Source organism: Rubripirellula lacrimiformis (assembly GCF_007741535.1).
GTDB classification, from domain to species: Bacteria; Planctomycetota; Planctomycetia; order Pirellulales; family Pirellulaceae; genus Rubripirellula; species Rubripirellula lacrimiformis.
On record NZ_CP036525.1, the window covers coordinates 5783982 to 5800440 of the forward strand.

Annotated in this window: 12 protein-coding genes; 7 read left to right on the plus strand and 5 right to left on the minus strand. The window is 57.4% G+C overall.

Annotated features, from left to right (window positions below):
• Positions 1 to 4 precede the first annotated feature (4 nt).
• The 3 genes from K227x_RS20200 to K227x_RS20210 all read left to right on the plus strand — a co-directional run bounded on the left by K227x_RS20200 (position 5) and on the right by K227x_RS20210 (position 4043).
• Positions 5 to 1465: a sulfatase family protein gene (locus K227x_RS20200; protein ID WP_145172351.1), complete on the plus strand. Its 1461-nt coding sequence runs from the start codon at positions 5 to 7 to the stop codon at positions 1463 to 1465.
• 156 nt (positions 1466 to 1621) lie between these two features.
• Complete coding sequence (locus K227x_RS20205) at positions 1622 to 2851, plus strand: glucuronyl esterase domain-containing protein (protein WP_145172353.1); 1230 nt, start codon at positions 1622 to 1624, stop codon at positions 2849 to 2851.
• A gap of 97 nt (positions 2852 to 2948) precedes the next feature.
• The gene (locus K227x_RS20210; protein ID WP_145172355.1) at positions 2949 to 4043 is read left to right on the plus strand and encodes an anthrax toxin-like adenylyl cyclase domain-containing protein; all 1095 of its coding nucleotides are present in this window, start codon (positions 2949 to 2951) and stop codon (positions 4041 to 4043) included.
• A 1377-nt stretch (positions 4044 to 5420) separates the two neighbouring features.
• Here the strand turns inward: K227x_RS20210 and K227x_RS20215 are convergent.
• The 3 genes from K227x_RS20215 to K227x_RS20225 form a co-directional block, all read right to left on the minus strand.
• Positions 5421 to 6059 carry a hypothetical protein gene (locus tag K227x_RS20215; RefSeq protein ID WP_145172357.1) on the minus strand — a complete coding sequence of 213 codons (639 nt, stop codon included), beginning with the start codon at positions 6057 to 6059 and terminating at the stop codon, positions 5421 to 5423.
• A 27-nt stretch (positions 6060 to 6086) separates the two neighbouring features.
• Positions 6087 to 7223, minus strand: coding sequence for an HlyD family secretion protein (locus tag K227x_RS20220; protein WP_145172359.1), 1137 nt, complete (start codon positions 7221 to 7223; stop codon positions 6087 to 6089).
• Between the two features lie 160 nt (positions 7224 to 7383).
• Positions 7384 to 7713, minus strand: coding sequence for a DUF3302 domain-containing protein (locus K227x_RS20225; RefSeq protein ID WP_145172361.1), 330 nt, complete (start codon positions 7711 to 7713; stop codon positions 7384 to 7386).
• Between the two features lie 420 nt (positions 7714 to 8133).
• Here K227x_RS20225 and K227x_RS20230 point away from each other — a divergent pair, with 420 nt between their 5' ends.
• Positions 8134 to 9441 carry a homoserine dehydrogenase gene (locus tag K227x_RS20230; RefSeq protein ID WP_145172363.1) on the plus strand — a complete coding sequence of 436 codons (1308 nt, stop codon included), beginning with the start codon at positions 8134 to 8136 and terminating at the stop codon, positions 9439 to 9441.
• Positions 9442 to 9511: 70 nt separating this feature from the next.
• Here the strand turns inward: K227x_RS20230 and K227x_RS20235 are convergent, their stop codons facing one another.
• Positions 9512 to 10306 (minus strand): rhomboid family protein, encoded by a 795-nt coding sequence (locus K227x_RS20235; protein WP_145172365.1) that lies wholly within the window; start codon positions 10304 to 10306, stop codon positions 9512 to 9514.
• Positions 10307 to 10411: 105 nt separating this feature from the next.
• Positions 10412 to 11479, minus strand: a complete 1068-nt coding sequence (locus tag K227x_RS20240) for a tRNA dihydrouridine synthase (RefSeq protein WP_145172367.1) — start codon at positions 11477 to 11479, stop codon at positions 10412 to 10414.
• Between the two features lie 319 nt (positions 11480 to 11798).
• Between K227x_RS20240 and K227x_RS20245 the strand changes: the two genes are divergently transcribed.
• The 3 genes from K227x_RS20245 to K227x_RS20255 all read left to right on the plus strand — a co-directional run bounded on the left by K227x_RS20245 (position 11799) and on the right by K227x_RS20255 (position 16209).
• Entirely contained in the window at positions 11799 to 12836 is a 1038-nt protein-coding gene (locus tag K227x_RS20245) for an aldose epimerase family protein (RefSeq protein WP_145172369.1), read from the plus strand.
• Between the two features lie 821 nt (positions 12837 to 13657).
• On the plus strand, positions 13658 to 14986 hold the full coding sequence (locus K227x_RS20250) for an IS1182 family transposase (protein ID WP_145169287.1): 1329 nt from the start codon (positions 13658 to 13660) through the stop codon (positions 14984 to 14986).
• A 428-nt stretch (positions 14987 to 15414) separates the two neighbouring features.
• On the plus strand, positions 15415 to 16209 hold the full coding sequence (locus K227x_RS20255; protein WP_145178178.1) for an OmpA/MotB family protein: 795 nt from the start codon (positions 15415 to 15417) through the stop codon (positions 16207 to 16209).
• Positions 16210 to 16459: the final 250 nt, after the last annotated feature.

Below are 16459 nucleotides of genomic sequence, written 5' to 3' on the forward strand. Positions count from 1 at the left end.
ACTGATGAACCTTCCTTGTCGATTCTTGACATCCTATTTACTGATCACCGCGACTGTGATCGCCACGGTGGCCGAAGTTCGTGCCGCTGGTCCGCCCAACATTTTGTTGATCGTTTCGGACGACCAGGGATACAACGACCTGGGTTTACTCGGCAACGGCATCATCACGCCTGCGCTTGATCGACTTGCCAATCAGGGAACTCGGCTAACGAACTTCTACGTTTCTTGGCCAGCCTGTACACCGTCGCGAGCCAGTCTATTGACCGGCCGGTATCCGCAACGCAACGGCATCTATGACATGATCCGCAACGAGGCTCCCGATTACGGACACCGTTATACGCCCGACGAATACGCGGTAACCTTCGAACGAATCGGCGGAATGGACGATCGTGAAATCATCATCCCGGCCGTGCTGAAACCCGCTGGCTACAAGAGTGGCATTTACGGAAAGTGGGACTTGGGTGCACTGCGGCGGATGCTGCCCACGTCGCGCGGCTTCGACGACTTCTACGGCTTCGTCAACACTGGCATCGACTATTTCACGCACCAACGGTACGGCGTGGACTGCATGTTTCGTGGCCTTTCGCCAACGGCAGCCGACAAAGGCACCTACTGCACCTACCTGTTCCAACGCGAAGCCCTGAGGTTCCTGGACGAACACGCAGGCCGTGAACCGTTCTTTCTGTATGTTCCCTTCAACGCCCCACACAATTCATCGTCACTGGATCCCGAAATCCGTTCATCGGTGCAGGCGCCCGATGAGTTCAAAACGTTGTACCCAGCCGTTGACGTGCAGACGAAGGTCACCGACAAGTATCGATACGGGACACCGGCAACGGTTGCGACATCCCAGGCGCGTCGCCGCGACTACCGCGCGGCGGTCACCTGCATGGACGCTGCGATTGGCGAAATGTTGGATGTGTTGGAACAAAGACAGATCCTGGATAACACGATCGTGGTCTTTTTCTCGGACAACGGCGGCAGCGGTGGCGCGGACAATTCACCGCTGCGGGGCCACAAGGCGCAGACTTGGGAAGGAGGCATCCGAGTGCCCTGCATCGTGCGTTGGCCTGCTGGGGACGTAACAGCGGGCGTGGTCAATGACGAGTTGTTGACCAGCCTGGAACTGTTGCCCAGTTTCGCGTCGGCCGCCGGTGCCGAATTACCAGCCGATGTCGTGCTGGATGGATTTGATTGGTGGCCGACGATTCGTGGCCAAACCCCCTCGCCCAGAAAAGAGATGTTCTGGAAACGCCGCGATCAGATCGGTGCGCGAGTGGGCCGGTGGAAATGGGTCAAGATGGGCAACGACACTGGACTGTACGATCTGAGCACCGACATCGCCGAGAAGAATGACCTATCGGAATCACGCCCCGAAATCCTGGCGATGGTCCAAGATCGATACGCCCATTGGCTTGCTGAAATGGACGCCGCCGAACCACGCGGCCCGTTCCGTGACTTCTAAGCCCATCGGCAGCAACGAACAAGCAAGAAGACAAACATGCCTGCTACCGTTTCCCAGACCAGACTTACGAGTTATCTCCCCGGCCGCAAAAACGTAAATGCTTTGAAAGAAGCCGGACAACTTTCTTTCTGTCACCATCGATTGAGTGAGTGAATCATGTTGCGATCCTTCTGTGTGTTTCTTGGGTTGATGACCGGGTCTGCGGCGTTGGCTGCCGAGCCCGCGGACACCAATTACGACGAGAGCAAGGTCCCGCAATTCACGTTGCCGGATCCATTGGTCGACAACGCCGGACAGGCGGTTGGACCAGAGGAATGGGTTGACCATCGCCGCAGCGAAGTGCTGCGAATGTTCGAAGAATCCGTGTACGGAAAGACCCCGGATCAAAAACTGGATGTCCGATATGAAATTAGCGAGTCCGATGCGGATGCACTGAACGGAAAAGCAACTCGAACCCAGATCGCCGCGTACTTTGGAACCGATCCGTACCGCATCGATCTATTGGTCTACACGCCCAACGGTGTGGACGAGCCAGCGCCGGCGTTCGTGGGCATCAACTTCAATGGCAACCACACCGTCCATGCGGATCCTGCGATTCTGCAGCGAGACACCGAATTCGAACGTGGGTCATCGTCGGATCGGTGGCAGTTAGAAACGGTCATCGATCGCGGCTATGCCGTTGCAACACTGGCTCGACATCAGATCGATCCCGACCGTTACAAAGTTAATTTCAGCGACGGCGTCCATCCGCTGTTCTACTCCGATGGGCAAACGTCTCCGCGGGATGACCAATGGGGATCGATCGGAGCCTGGGCGTGGGCTCTGTCACGAACGCTGGATTACTTGGAAACGGTCCCACAGATCGATGCATCGCGAGTGGCGGTGATTGGGCATTCGCGAATGGGAAAATCCGCCTTGTGGGCCGGTGCCCGCGACCCTCGGTTCGCGATGGTCGTCAGCAATGATTCCGGTTGCGGCGGAGCGGCACTCTACCGGCGATGTTATGGCGAACGGATCCACCACATGATGAAACCGATCTCGTATTGGTTCTGCAAAAACCATCGCCAATACGAAAATCGCGAAGACGAATTGCCGGTGGACCAGCATATGTTGTTGGCTCTCATCGCGCCTCGACCGCTCTACGTCGCCAGCGCCACCAACGATCGCTGGGCCGATCCCAAAGGCGAATTCTTGGCTGCAAAGCATGCCAGCCCGGTGTACGAAATGTTCGGCAAGCCGGCCCTGTCCACGCAATCGATGCCCAAGCCGGACCACCCCATCCACACGACGATCGGGTATCATCTGCGAACCGGCGACCACGCGATCACGGCCTACGATTGGCAGCAATACCTGGCTTTTGCCGACACTCAAATGGGAACCCAATGATGGGATCCCCTAGGCCGGGCGTGGGAGTGAGCCCTTCACAAAAAGGGGAAGGGGGCTGGATTGCGGCAGCCTATAACAGCGAATTCACGGATGAAAAATGATCGAAAACACGTTCACAGCGTCCCAGCGGTCCGGGATGCCCCTGTCACACGCTGGGTGCTTTCAGCAAATCGCCAATGCCCTGAACTGCATGATCGCGTCTCGATCGGTGGGCATCTACGCCACCGGATTGATCCTGGAAAATTACGCATCGAAGGGGTTCCAGGTCAAAACGAAATCCTGCAACTGGGGACCAATGGCGGGGTTCGTGCTGAGCGATCCGAGGTTTAGCAAGAACGGCGCCAAAGCGGTTGTCTCGCAGCGCCAATCCACTCACAAGGCCCTGTCGCACGGCGCGGGCGAGATGCCTGTCTACATCACTGACCGGCGACGACAGGAATTGGAATCCTTGGGGTGCATGAATCGCATTGGCGGGAACATCAATGCGATGGTGTACTCGGCCCACCCGCGGGACAGCAGGAATACGATGCAGTTCGTGCTGCAACGAAAAATCAGTGGTGTGCCTGGTTCCAACGGATTGCACATGTGGGCAGTTTGCTACGACCGCAACCAAACGGCGATGCCCAGCTCACCAACGGCCCGATCCTCCGCTGGCAACGACGGTGCGTTGCTACCGGTGATGGCACTGGTCGACCCCGATTGTCCCGCCGGCGTTCGCGGAACCTACCGTTCAGCGATGACGGGCGATTATGACCTATGGGGAATCTGGCCAGCCGCTTCCGATTACAAGCCACGCGGTCTGGACCGTCGACCGGTTCCTGAATCCGAACGAAGGCCCCTTTCGTACAAAACATTCGCAAAGCACGAAGACGCCAACCTGGGAAACATCACCGGCCGCGGGATTCAGGTCAAGGATCGTCTGAACGCGGCGATTCGAGCAGCGGGATACACCGGTGGCAACATGGTTCACCACAGCGACGAGACGGGACGCCCGCAGGTATTCGAAGTGGAGATGGAATTCATCGCTTTCATCCCAGGCCAGGACGGGCAAGCCAGATTCGTGGAAACGATGACGGACTTTCGCGTCCTGATGAAACAGTGCGTCGCCGATTATTCCATCAGCCTAAACGGTGCATGGCAACGAGCACTCGGGTTCGGCGCCTCGGTGGGCGGCAGCTACGAATGGCCCTAGCTGGAAAACGGCTTGTCGCTTTCATGAGCCGATAGGCGATAGCCTCGGTTTCGTCGCGCAATAACCGGGGCTATCGCCCATCGGCTCACCAACCGAAAGAACCCTGGCTAGCTTCAACCAACTTAAACTCGAACTTAAACTCGAACTCGAACTTCTTTTCCACTCCCCAAAAGACGTGGGAGCTCACCTCGATCCGCATCGGCATTCGCGATGCCAATCAAACGGTCGGGTTGCGCGCATCGACGCTGCAATAGGACGAGAGTTCGAGTTTAAGTTCGAGTTCGAGTTCGAGTTTAAGTTTTGGAACTGCTGATTCAGGTCGACCAGGAATGATGAGGGATGCCCCCATTTTGCCGTTTGCCGCTTTCATGAGCCGTTAGGCGATAGCCTCGGTTTCTTCACGCAATAACCGGGGCTATCGCCCATCGGCTCACCGACTGAAAGAACCCTGGCTAGCTTCAACCAACTTAAACTCGAACTTAAACTCGAACTCGAACTTCTTTTCCACTCCCCAAAAGACGCGGGAGCTCACCTCGATCCGCATCGGCATTCGCGATGCCAATCAAACGGTCGGGTTGCGTGCATCGACGCTGCAACAGGACGAAAGTTCGAGTTTAAGTTCGAGTTCGAGTTTAAGTTTTGGAACTGCTGATTCAGGTCGACCAGGAATGATGAGGGATGCCCCCATTTTGCCGTTTGCCGCTTTCATGAGCCGTTAGGCGATAGCCTCGGTTTCTTCACACAATAACCGGGGCTATCGCCCATCGGCTCAACAACTGAAAGAACCCTGGCGACCTGCAACCAACTTAAACTCGAACTTAAACTCGAACTCGAACTTCTTTTCCACTCCCCAAAAGACGTGGGAGCTCACCTCGATCCGAGTCGGCATTCGCGATGCCGATCGAACGGTCGGCTTGCGTGCATCGACGCTGCAACAGGACGAGAGTTCGAGTTTAAGTTCGAGTTCGAGTTTAAGTTTCGGAACGGCTTATTCAGGTCGACCAGGAATGATGGGGATGCCCCAATCGATGTTTGTCGCTTTCATGAGCCGTTAGGCGATAGCCTCGGTTTCTTCACGCAATAACCGGGGCTATCGCCCATCGGCTCAACAACTGAAAGAACCCTGGCGACCTGCAACCAACTTAAACTCGAACTTAAACTCGAACTCGAACTTCTTTTCCACTCCCCAAAAGACGTGGGAGCTCACCTCGATCCGAGTCGGCATTCGCGATGCCAATCAAACGGTCGGCTTGCGCGCATCGACGCTGCAACAGGACGAAAGTTCGAGTTTAAGTTCGAGTTCGAGTTTAAGTTTCGGAACGGCTTATTCAGGTCGACCAGGAATGATGGGGATGCCCCAATCGATGTTTGTCGCTTTCATGAGCCGTTAGGCGATAGCCTCGGTTTCTTCACGCAATAACCGGGGCTATCGCCCATCGTCTCACCAACTGAAAGGACCCTGGCGACCTGCAACAACTTAAACTCGAACTTAAACTCGAACTCGAACTTCTTTTCCACTCCCCAAAGGACGCGGGAGCTCACCTCGATCCGCATCTGCATTCGCGATGCCAATCGAACGGTCGGCTTGCGCGCATCGACGCTGCAATAGGACGAGAGTTCGAGTTCGAGTTTAAGTTTTGGAACTGCTGATTCAGGTCGACCAGGAATGATGAGGATGCCCCCAATCGATGTTTGCCGCTTCAATGAGCCGATAGGCGATGGCCTCGGTTTCGTCGCGTAATAACCGGGGCTATCGCCCATCGGCTCAACAACTGAAAGAACCCTGGCGACCTGCAACAACTTAAACTCGAACTTAAACTCGAACTCGAACTTCTTTTCCACTCCCCAAAGGACGCTGGAGCTCACCTCGATCCGCATCGGCATTCGCGATGCCGATCGAACGGTCGGCTTGCGCGCATCGACGCTGCAATAGGACGAGAGTTCGAGTTCGAGTTTAAGTTTCGGAACTGCTGATTCAGGTCGACCAGACAACTGGGGATGTCCCCAATCGCCCATCGGCTGATCCGAGCCAGCGGTGCCCGGCTAGTGACCGTCGGAGAAGACGTAGTTGGTCCAGGATTTCATTCGCATCAACACTCGTCGCATGACTGAAAGGTGATGCATGTGTTCGCTATAGACGGCGACTTGGCCGGTCGAACCGGGCACGATGGGGAACCCGTCCAGTTCGCCTTCGTCGAACGCGATCCCCACGTTGTAGCGTCCCTCGCCTTGGATCTGATCCGCATCGACAAGGTTCCCGGTCGGTTGCAGTTGTCCTTGGGCGACGGCGGCACTGAGTGTTTGAACGGTGCCTTTGAAAAAGCGGCCGGGCACGGCGGGCAGGATCACCTCGACCTCGGCCCCCAACTCGATCCGTTGGGCGTTGTTCTGCAGGAACGATGCGACAAAAACGTGATCCTCGTCATGGCGGAAGATCATCGCTGGCGCTAGTGGCATCGGCACGGCCATCATGCCCGGTCGCAACATCACTTGCAAAACGGTGCCATCGGTGGGTGCCCGAACAGTCGTTTCGTCGAGGTTGAACTGGGCGATCTGGAGCTGGGCTTCGGCATCAAGCACGTCGGTGTTGACACCATCGATCTTCGACAAGCTGGCGATCTCGGCACGGTCCATTTGCGCCTTCGCTTGGTTGGCGCGGGCATCGGCAGAGAAAAAGCTCTGCTTTGATTGTTCAAATTCGGATCGAGAGACGGCGCTGCTGGTGACCAGTTCCTTGTTTCGGTCGTAAGTATCTTTGGCGGCATCCCGTTCTGCTTTCGCTGCCTGATACGCCTGTTGGTAGGACACCAGATCGACATCCAGTTCGCTGGCCCGCTGCTTGGCGTTGGCGACCAACGACTGTTTCTGCTTCACCGCTGCTTGATAGGGAACCGGATCGATTTTGAACAGCACATCGCCAGCCTTCACATGCTGCGAATCCGTGACGGCGACTTCGATGACCTTGCCTTTCACCTGAGGCACGATCGGGGTGGTATGGAAATAGAACCTGCCAACTTTCGTGTAGGGATGGTTGAAATTCATTAGCAGCAACAGCGTCGCCAGAATCGCACATCCGCCTAAGGCTGCGGTGACAATCGTGTATCCGTTGACCGGGACCTTGAACACTTTAAAAATCGCAAAGACGATCGCCGCGTAGGTCAGAATGATTAACAGGTCCATGAGACTTTGCTGAATGTTAGGGGCGCCGCCACATGGCGAATCGTCGCTGGAGTTCGATTCTAGAACGCTGCGTGGCCGGATTGGGAGGGAAGAAGTCCGTGAATCAAACGTCGGCTCTGTCGCCGTTGCGACGACCAGGAACTCAGGTGCTGGTCAGAGCCTATGTTTTGATCTCAGACTCCAGTTCGGCAATTCTTGCCTTCAGCCGTTTGACTTCACGCTTCTTCTCCGCAGGCGACTCTGCACGGTTGTCGCTGCCGCTGTAGCCCTGGCTGGGGTCGTACGCGGTCGCCCAGATCCACAGCAGCGGCCAGATTGCGTGGAGCGTGAATAGGCTGACCCAACCACCGGTGTGGATCGCCTGCGCGTGCGGGTGGTTGCGGGCTTTGGCGATTTTGTACGGGATGTCGTGAATGGCGACGATGCCGTAGGTCAGAGTCAGGATCACAAAAAAGATGATCGCCAGTGCAAACCAGCTGAGACCGTCCATCGGGAGATCGCTTTCGTTTCAGGGGGTGGGCCAGAGCCAGGGCGGCATGCCAACATCAAAATGGTTCGCCGTTATTACCCATCTGTAGAGGGTATGCAACCTATGGAAAACCAGCCCCGTTGGATCCGCTCCGCCCCCGCAGAAACGGTCGGCAAAAGACCGCTGTTCCGCAGCGACTCTGGCCCCCTTCGCAACGCCCGGCAACCAGCAGTAACTCTCGCCCAGCCGTAACTCTCGCCCAGCAGTTTTTCTCTCACGGCGTGATTGCCGGATCGGCGTCGCTTCGCTCCTTGTTCCGGCCTACTTCGCTGTCCGCGGCGACTCTGCTGTCCGCGGCGACTGGCCGGATTCCCAAAATCAATCAGCGATTCAAACAGGCCCGGGTCGCAGACTTCATTTCGCTTGACTAAGATCCCCAGCATGGAAAAAACCAACATTGCTATCGTCGGAATGGGCACGGTCGGTACCGGAGTCGCCCGTTTATTGCTGGATCATGGCGACCGCACCTCGCGGCATGCCGGTCGGACGCTGTGGCTGAAGAAGGCCGTCGTGCGAGACCTTTCGAAGCCGCGGGATATCGAACTGCCGGACGGTGTGGCGACCGATTCGATCCAGGAAGTCATCGACGATCCAGAAATCACCGTTGTCGCCCAACTGATTGGCGGCCTGGAACCGGCACGACAGATCATGCTGGACCTGATGGAAGCCGGCAAAGACATCGTGACCGCCAACAAGGCTCTGCTGGCCCAGCACGGTCCGGAACTGTTCACGCGGGCTCGGGAACTCGGTCGCAGCATCGCGTTCGAAGCCTCCGTGGCTGGTGGCATCCCGATCATCGCCAACATCAGCCAATGCTTGTCGGCCAACCAGATCGTGTCGCTCGAAGGCATCCTGAACGGCACCAGCAATTTCATCGTCACCCAGATGGACGAACGCGGCGCATCCTACGACGACGTCGTCCGCCAAGCCCAGAAGCTGGGCTACGCCGAAGCCGACCCAGCGATGGATGTCGACGGCACCGACGCGGCACAGAAATTGGCGATCCTGTCGCACCTGGCGTTCGGCGCTACGGTGGACTGGGCCGACATCCCTAAAGTTGGCATCGACGGGCTAGCCGCCGACGATCTGAAATACGCCCGACAACTCGGGTACCGGATCAAACTGATCGGATCGGCCAAGCTTGCCGAAGACGGGCTGGAACTTTCGGTTGGCCCGACGTTGGTCAAAAAGGGCACGCCGCTTGCCGAGGTTCGCGATGCCTACAACGCGATCCGAGTGATCGGCGACGCGGTCGGACCGGTGTTCTATCATGGTCTGGGTGCGGGCCAAATGCCGACGGCTTCGGCCGTGGTAGCCGACCTGATCGACACTGCCGTTGGCCGAACCCGGCTGACTTTCCAAACGCTGGAATATTTTTCGATCGACCAGCCGCCGCGAGTCAAATTGCGCGACGCGGACACGATCGAAGGACGCTACTATTTCCGGTTGCCGGTTTCGAATCATCCTGGCACGCTGGCGGCGATCGCCGCAGTCCTAGCCAAGCACGACATTTCGATCGCGTCGGTGATCCAGCACGAGAACACCGAAGATGGGCCTCAGGTCGACCCGGTCACGCTGGTCATCATGACGCACGCGGCCACCGCGGGCTCGGCACGACGAGCGACCGAAGAGATCGAATCGTTGGAATCGGTCAGCGGCAGCGTCGTCCGATTGCAGGTCAAGGACTAAGAACGCGCTATCCACTTCGATCGTCATGGACTCCGATGCAGGAAACCGTCCTGCAAATCCAATCGGATATCTAGCGTGCGTTTTGGTTGACGTGCTTGTGGTCGCGAAGATGGTCTTGGCAATACGCGTAGTGGCCATCGCATTGGCTACAGTAGCGAAAATCAGCTTCCGGGTTCGTGTTGCTGTCGATTCCGCAGGTGTGACAGACGTGCCGCGGCGTTTTCGTCTGTGCCTTTTCCTTTTTCTTGTGGCTCATGCGGCGGCGGGCATTGGTGCCTTTGCCTAGCAATTCGCGACCAAAGAAGATCAGGTAGTTGCTGACCGATGCAACCACCATCAGTTTGCCGCCCAGCGACGCAGCCACAAAGGTCAACAGGTAGACGAAGATCTGTAGCCAAGCCAGATATTTGATTTTGACCGGCAAGACAAAGAACAACAAGAATTCGAAATTCGGGTTGTAGGTGGCGAAAGCTAAAAAGATCGTGCCATACAAAAACAATCCGGTCGCGACCTGATCATGGGCGACCGCCGCTGCAGCGATGGTTAAAAACACACCGATGTAGATGAACGAACAGTAGCGGACGATCCCCCACTGCTGTTCCAACGCCGTCCCCATCATGTACAGCAGATAGAAGTAAAAGATCGCAAAGATCGGGCTGCTAGTCGGGGCGATCAACAGGAATGTCGCCAACCGCCATACTTCGCCAGCCAGAACGGCGTCCCAAACCAATTGGCCTCTTCCAACCATCGTCGGGTCGACCAGGCTGAAAATCCAGAACACAAACTGGCAACCCACCAATAGCGCCGTCAGATTGGGGATCGCGATCGGTCGCACGATCCGGTCGATACGGTCAAGCAAATTCATAAAACGGAAAAACAGCGTTGGCGGTCATAGGGTTGAAGTTGGCACGCGTGTTTTAGCACAGCCAACGGGATCGGCGGGATTCGCGGACCAAAATCCCCTGCATGTTCAGCATTCTTCTTGCGACCCGTGAACTTCACGCGGCAGGTACTGGCCGGGCCCATCGGTTTGGTAGTGGCGTGCGAGCACGGATTCGAATTCGTCGCGAGTTCGGATGCGGATGAACGATTCACGCACCGTTTTATGATCCGGGTGGCTGGCGGTGTATTTGATACAGAACTTCCGCATCAACAGCGGCGCCCGCTCGGGCGTGTAGGTTTGCTCGCACAGATCAAAATGCTGACGCATGACCCTGGCTTGATCGTGGATTGTCGGCGGTGGCGGCAGGGGATTGCCATCGGCCAATGCGGCACACTGCGAGAAAATCCAGGGGTTGCCGATCGCCCCGCGAGCGACGGTCACGCCATCGATGCCGGTTTCCTGCAGCATGCGAAAGCAATCTTGGGCTTCGAATAGATCGCCGCTGCCCAGGATTTTCAGTCGGTCACCGACGTGGGATTTGACTTCCGAAAGGAATCCCCAACGACTCGGGCCAACGTACCGCTGGACCACCGTTCGACCGTGAACGGTTGCAGCGGCAAGTCCGGCGTCGATCGCTCCGTCCAGGATCTGGAAAAACTGGTCGCGAGATTCCTGCGAATCGTCGATACCCCGCCGCATTTTGACAGTGACGGGGATCGAATCAGGCACAATGTCTCGGGTTCGCCGCAGGATTTCGATGGCGACTTGGGGCTGCGACAGATGGAATCCGCCGCGACAGCGTCCCAGAACCTTTTTGACCGGACAGCCGAAATTGACGTCGATGATGTTGAATCCCGCTTCGGCCAATTTCAACGCCCCGGCCGAAAACTGCTCGGGCTCGGCCCCCATCAATTGTCCGCCGACGGGTGGTTCGTCGGGGTGGATGTCGAGAAAGTGCTTGGTTTTTTCGCGTTTGCTAAGCGACAGCAGAAACTGGTCCAACATGACCTCGCAAACCGTATAGCTGGCCCCGTGTCGCCGCGCGATCACGCGCATCGGCAAATCGCTGTACCCGGACAAAGCGGCCTGCACGATCGGCGAACCGATGACCACGTTTCCGATCTTCAGAGGTGCCGTCACGGTTTCCGGGTTCATGTCGTGGCAGGTTCGGATGGGTTACGCTGTTGCGTCGGCAGCACAGCCGACGTGTTCTATGGTGGCAAGCTTACGCAGTTTTGGAAAAATCGCCATGATGCTTCGATCGATTCAGCGGACTTCCGGCAGGCGATTTCCTGGACGGACGACCTCTTTTTTTGCGACCGGGGTACGGATCGCAGGCCTCTGGATGGTCGCCTGGCCATTGGGCATGATATCCCACCTTGCCGCCCAAGAATCAGCGACGAATCAGCCATCATCGGCCCCGCGGCCACCACAAACAGCTTCTTCCTTGCAACCGACGATTCTGACCAGCACGATGAAAACCCAATCCGAAGATTTTGGCACGACGCCTGATGGCGAGGAAGTGACTCGCTTTACCCTGACCAATTCCCACGGAAATAGCATTGGGCTGACCAATTGGGGCGCCACTCTGATCGACGTCAACGTCCCCGACCGCGACGGAAACATCGCCAACGTGAATCTATGCTTCGATTCGCTGGCCCCCTACCTGAGTGGCCACCCGTACTTTGGCAGCACGGTTGGACGATTCTGCAACCGGATCGATCAAGGCAAGTTTTCGATTCACGGCGTCGACTACCAAGTCACGGTCAACGCCGGCAAGCATCACCTGCACGGTGGTAAAAAGAACTTTACCTACCAGCTGTGGGATGCCGCCACCTACCAAAAGGACGATGTCGTCGGCGTTCAATTCCAATTGACCAGCCCCGACGGTCAAGAAGGATTCCCGGGCACTTTGACAGCCATCGTGGACTACAGCTGGAACGACCACAACGAATTGAAGATCGAGTTCACCGCGACCACCGACGCACCCACGCACGTCAACCTAACCAACCATAGCTATTGGAACCTAGCTGGTGCCGGCTCGGGCACCGCGATGGATCACGTTGCGGTGATCGAAGCCGACGAGATTCTAGATGTCGACGAAGACCTGATTCCGACCGGCAAAATCAACTCGGTCGATGACACCGTGTTCGATTTCCGAAAGCCGACCGCGATTGGCGATCGAGTGGACACATTAAAATCGACCAAGGGATACGACCATTGCTACGTCGTCCGCGGTGCGGCCGGCACGCTGCGGCCGGCGGCGCGCGTGGTGGATCCCAAGTCGGGGCGATTTCTGGAGATCGAAACCACTCAGCCGGGAATGCAGCTGTACACCGCCAACCATTTGCCCGGCAATGAAAAGTCTGCCGGTGCAGGCAGCCACGATGCATTCTGCTTGGAAACCCAACACTATCCAAACGCCCCCAACCGCCCCTCGTTCCCCAGCACGCTGCTGAAGCCCGGCGAAACGATGCGGCAAACGACCGTACATCGATTCGGCGTCCAGTGATCCCACAGCGACAGGCAGCGGAAATGCCGTGCTGACACGAAACCCACGTCTCCCAAGCTGGCGACGTGGGTTTTTCATGCGCGGACTCCCCCCCAGCGATCGTGATTTCACAGCGATGTAGGCCGGATCAAGGAGCGAAGCGACGCTGATCCGGCATTCAAGCAGCCCCAGTACCGCGAAGTGTTCCTCAACGCCGCCTCACCCGGTCCGGGCTAATCCTGTTGTGCAAAAACGCGCGGCCCGATGGGCACGCGGCTAAACGACAGCGCAATAGGCCGGCGCATGCGACGTAGGCCGGATCAAGGAGCGAAGCGACGCTGATCCGGCATTCATGCAGCCCCAGTACCGCGAAGTGTTCCTCAACGCCGCCTCGCCCGGTCCGGGCTAATTCTGTTGTGCGAGAACGCGCGGCCCGATGGGCACGCGGCTAAACGACAGCGCAATAGGCCGGCGCATGCGACGTAGGCCGGATCAAGGAGCGAAGCGACGCTGATCCGGCATTCAAGCAGCCCCGGCAACGCGAAGCCTTCCTCAACGCCGCCTCACCCGGTCCGGGCTAATTCTGTTGTGCAAAAACGCGCGGCCCGATGGGCACGCGGTTAAACGACAACGCAGTAGGCCGGCGCAAGCAACGTAGGCCGGATCAAGGAGCGAAGCGACGCTGATCCGGCATTCAAGCAGCCCCAGCAACGCGAAGCCTTCCTCAACGCCGCCTCACCCGGTCCGGGCTAATTCTGTTGTGCGAGAACGCGCGGCCCGATGAGGCTGTGAATAATTGAGTTTTGGCTTGTTGGATTTCTACATGGGGCTAAATTATTTGCATGAAAATTCCAACCGATGCTCAGCAGCGTGGTTCCGCTCGCACCCACCGCCCCGAACGCAGCCAAGTTGAGATGCGGTTCTATTCGCTCGACCAGATGGTGGCCCGCGAGCACCGCGTTCGTTTGGTATGGCAGTACTGCGAATCGCTCGACCTCGGACCGCTTTACGAGAAGATCAAATCGAAAGTAGATGGTCGTGGTCGTACCCCGATCGATCCGCGAATCCTCTTCGCCCTGTGGTTCTACGCAACGCTCGAAGGGATCAGTAGCGCCCGCCGTTTGAGCGATTTGACCACCCGCGACTTCCACTACCTGTGGATCTGCGGCGATGTCACGGTTAATCATCACACCCTGAGCGACTTTCGCAGCGGCAACGCCGAGTATCTCGAGAAGTTGCTTAGCGACTCGATCGCCGTGCTGCTGAGCGAAAAACTGATCACGTTGGATACCATCGGGCAGGATGGCATGCGGGTGCGTGCCTCGGCCGGCAGCAGTTCGTTTCGGTCCGAATCGACGCTCCAACAGATGCAAGAGGTTGCCGAAGACTATGTAAAGGAACTCGCCGAGCGATCCGACGAGGAAGCTGCCGCGGCAACTCGGGCCGAACAGGCCGCCCGCAAGCGTGCTGCCGACGAACGACTCGAGCGTATCAAGGCGGCTCAAGAGAACCTCAAAGAACTTGAGCGACGTCGTAAAGAGAAACGATCACGCAAAAGCAAGTCGACCCCACGAGCCTCCACAACGGACCCCGAAGCGGCGCGGATGAAGATGGGAGACGGCGGTTTTCGCCCCGCCTATAACGTCCAATTCGCCAGCGACGGCGACTCTCGAATTGTCGTCGGCGTGAGCGTTGACAATCAGGGCAGCGATCAAGGTGAGATGCTTCCGATGTACGAGTCGATCTGCCGCACCTATGGGGTGACGCCGGCACACTACTTGGTCGACGGCGGGTTCACCAAAGCGAGCGATATCGAAGCGATGGACGCTGCGGGGACGGAGGTTTACGGTCCACTGAAGGACATCAAAAGACAAGTCGCTAACGGCAAGGATCCCCATGCGAGCAAGCCGGGCGATAGCGACGCGATGGCGAGGTATCGAAAGAGGATGGGGACACCCGAGGCGCAGGAGATGTTGAGACGACGTCCATCGATAGCTGAATTTCCCAACGCGGAATGTCGTAATCGCGGTCTTCATCAGTTCCGGGTTCGTGGCCAGAAGAAAGCAATGGCCCAAACGCTTTGGCACGTGCTGGTGAACAACTTCAATCGATTGAACAACCTAGGATTTTTACAAACACTGATGAGGCAATCCTGTACTGCGACGCCTTGAGGTTGGCCTCCGGCCTCCAATCGTTGGACGCATCGCGTCCAACGAAGCTTCAAAGCGATCCACCAAGACAAAAGAACCACCGAAGCTTCAACCTGAAACTTTGACGACGACCGGCAATCCAAAATTTTTGAAAAACCACTTCAAAAACACGGCGTCAAGCCACAACCGGCCAATTATTCACAGTCTCGATGGGCACGCGGCTAAACCATATGGATGTAGGCAGGAGCAAATGACGTAACACGCCGGTGAGCGAGGGATCCGCTTCCGCCATTCGCTCCGGACACGACGTTTTCTAAGATTGACCTTGTCGTCAGTGAAACTGCAGGCGTAATGTTCGGTCGTCCGCTGCTATGGCTTGAGGAAAAAACAGGATGTTTTGCGTTTTGCCCAACTTTCGAACATTGCCGACGATCTTTGCTCTTAGCAGCATGATCGCCGCGATGTCGCTGACCGGTTGCAGCCAAAATCCGTACCTCGCGGCGCCTGGTGGTGCAGCCTGGAACTTGCCTCAAAACGCCGCGATCAGCCAAAACGATGCCCGTCTGGCAGAACTGAACCGCCGCGTCCAGCTATTGGATGACAACAACCGGCAACTGCACACCCAGCTGGCTCAAAGCGAGCAGCAGGCCCAGGTGTTCAAGGACGAATCGGCACTGCTGCGGAAACAGCTGGGCGAAGTTTCCAACCAGATGCAATCGACCGCCATCGCCGCTCGCAACGCTCAGGATCAAGTTCGCGGGATGCAGGCATCCACCCAGATTCGCGGTGCAACGATCCAGCCGAACACCAATCTGTCGCAGATGGTCAGCAAGTTGAACTTGGGCGGAATCCCGGTCCAGCAAGACGGCGAAGTGATCCGGATTGCGGTCCCGTCGGACCAATTGTTTGCCCCCGGATCCGGCCAGTTGCATGCCCAGGCCGCGGCGACACTGGACTCGATCGCCACTCAGTTGCTGCGATCGTTCCCTCGACAACGGATTGGCATCGAAGGGTACACCGACAATGCACCGATCTACGGCGGCGGATTTTCCAGCGCCCATCAATTGACCGCTGCCCAGGCGGCGGCCGTCTTGGACCTGTTGACCCGTCGCAACGGAATGCCGCCGAACCAACTGTTCACCGTCGCACAGGGTTCGAACAACCCGCGTCAAACCAACGACACCCCGGCTGGCCGAGCTGCCAATCGGCGAATCGAATTGGTGATCTACCCGGACACGTACTAGTCCGCTGGCAGACCGCTGGACTGTTTTCCCAGCAATCGACCGCGGCACCGATTAGATTGGAACTGCCGCGCCACGGTGAAACGGGGCGACCGACCTAGCTAAAATGGCGTGGTCTCGGCGTCGTGTTTTCGTCAGGACAGGCTGGCACCCGCGTGGGGGGACGGATATTTTGGCCATCATGGGGAACCACCTGAACGTGCCGGTCATCGGACCTGTACGTTTCACGCCCGGATATCTGGCCAACGTGGGC

Excerpts from the sequence above, each read along its gene's own strand:
- K227x_RS20255 (WP_145178178.1), top strand. The coding sequence starts at position 15,415 with ATGATCGCCGCGATGTCGCTGACCGGTTGCAGCCAAAATCCGTACCTC.
- K227x_RS20250 (WP_145169287.1), top strand. The coding sequence starts at position 13,658 with ATGAAAATTCCAACCGATGCTCAGCAGCGTGGTTCCGCTCGCACCCAC.
- K227x_RS20210 (WP_145172355.1), top strand. The coding sequence starts at position 2,949 with ATGATCGAAAACACGTTCACAGCGTCCCAGCGGTCCGGGATGCCCCTG.
- K227x_RS20215 (WP_145172357.1), bottom strand. The coding sequence starts at position 6,059 with ATGGGCGATTGGGGACATCCCCAGTTGTCTGGTCGACCTGAATCAGCA.
- K227x_RS20235 (WP_145172365.1), bottom strand. The coding sequence starts at position 10,306 with ATGAATTTGCTTGACCGTATCGACCGGATCGTGCGACCGATCGCGATC.
- K227x_RS20225 (WP_145172361.1), bottom strand. The coding sequence starts at position 7,713 with ATGGACGGTCTCAGCTGGTTTGCACTGGCGATCATCTTTTTTGTGATC.
- K227x_RS20200 (WP_145172351.1), top strand. The coding sequence starts at position 5 with ATGAACCTTCCTTGTCGATTCTTGACATCCTATTTACTGATCACCGCG.
- K227x_RS20230 (WP_145172363.1), top strand. The coding sequence starts at position 8,134 with ATGGAAAAAACCAACATTGCTATCGTCGGAATGGGCACGGTCGGTACC.
- K227x_RS20205 (WP_145172353.1), top strand. The coding sequence starts at position 1,622 with ATGTTGCGATCCTTCTGTGTGTTTCTTGGGTTGATGACCGGGTCTGCG.
- K227x_RS20220 (WP_145172359.1), bottom strand. The coding sequence starts at position 7,223 with ATGGACCTGTTAATCATTCTGACCTACGCGGCGATCGTCTTTGCGATT.
- K227x_RS20240 (WP_145172367.1), bottom strand. The coding sequence starts at position 11,479 with ATGAACCCGGAAACCGTGACGGCACCTCTGAAGATCGGAAACGTGGTC.
- K227x_RS20245 (WP_145172369.1), top strand. The coding sequence starts at position 11,799 with ATGAAAACCCAATCCGAAGATTTTGGCACGACGCCTGATGGCGAGGAA.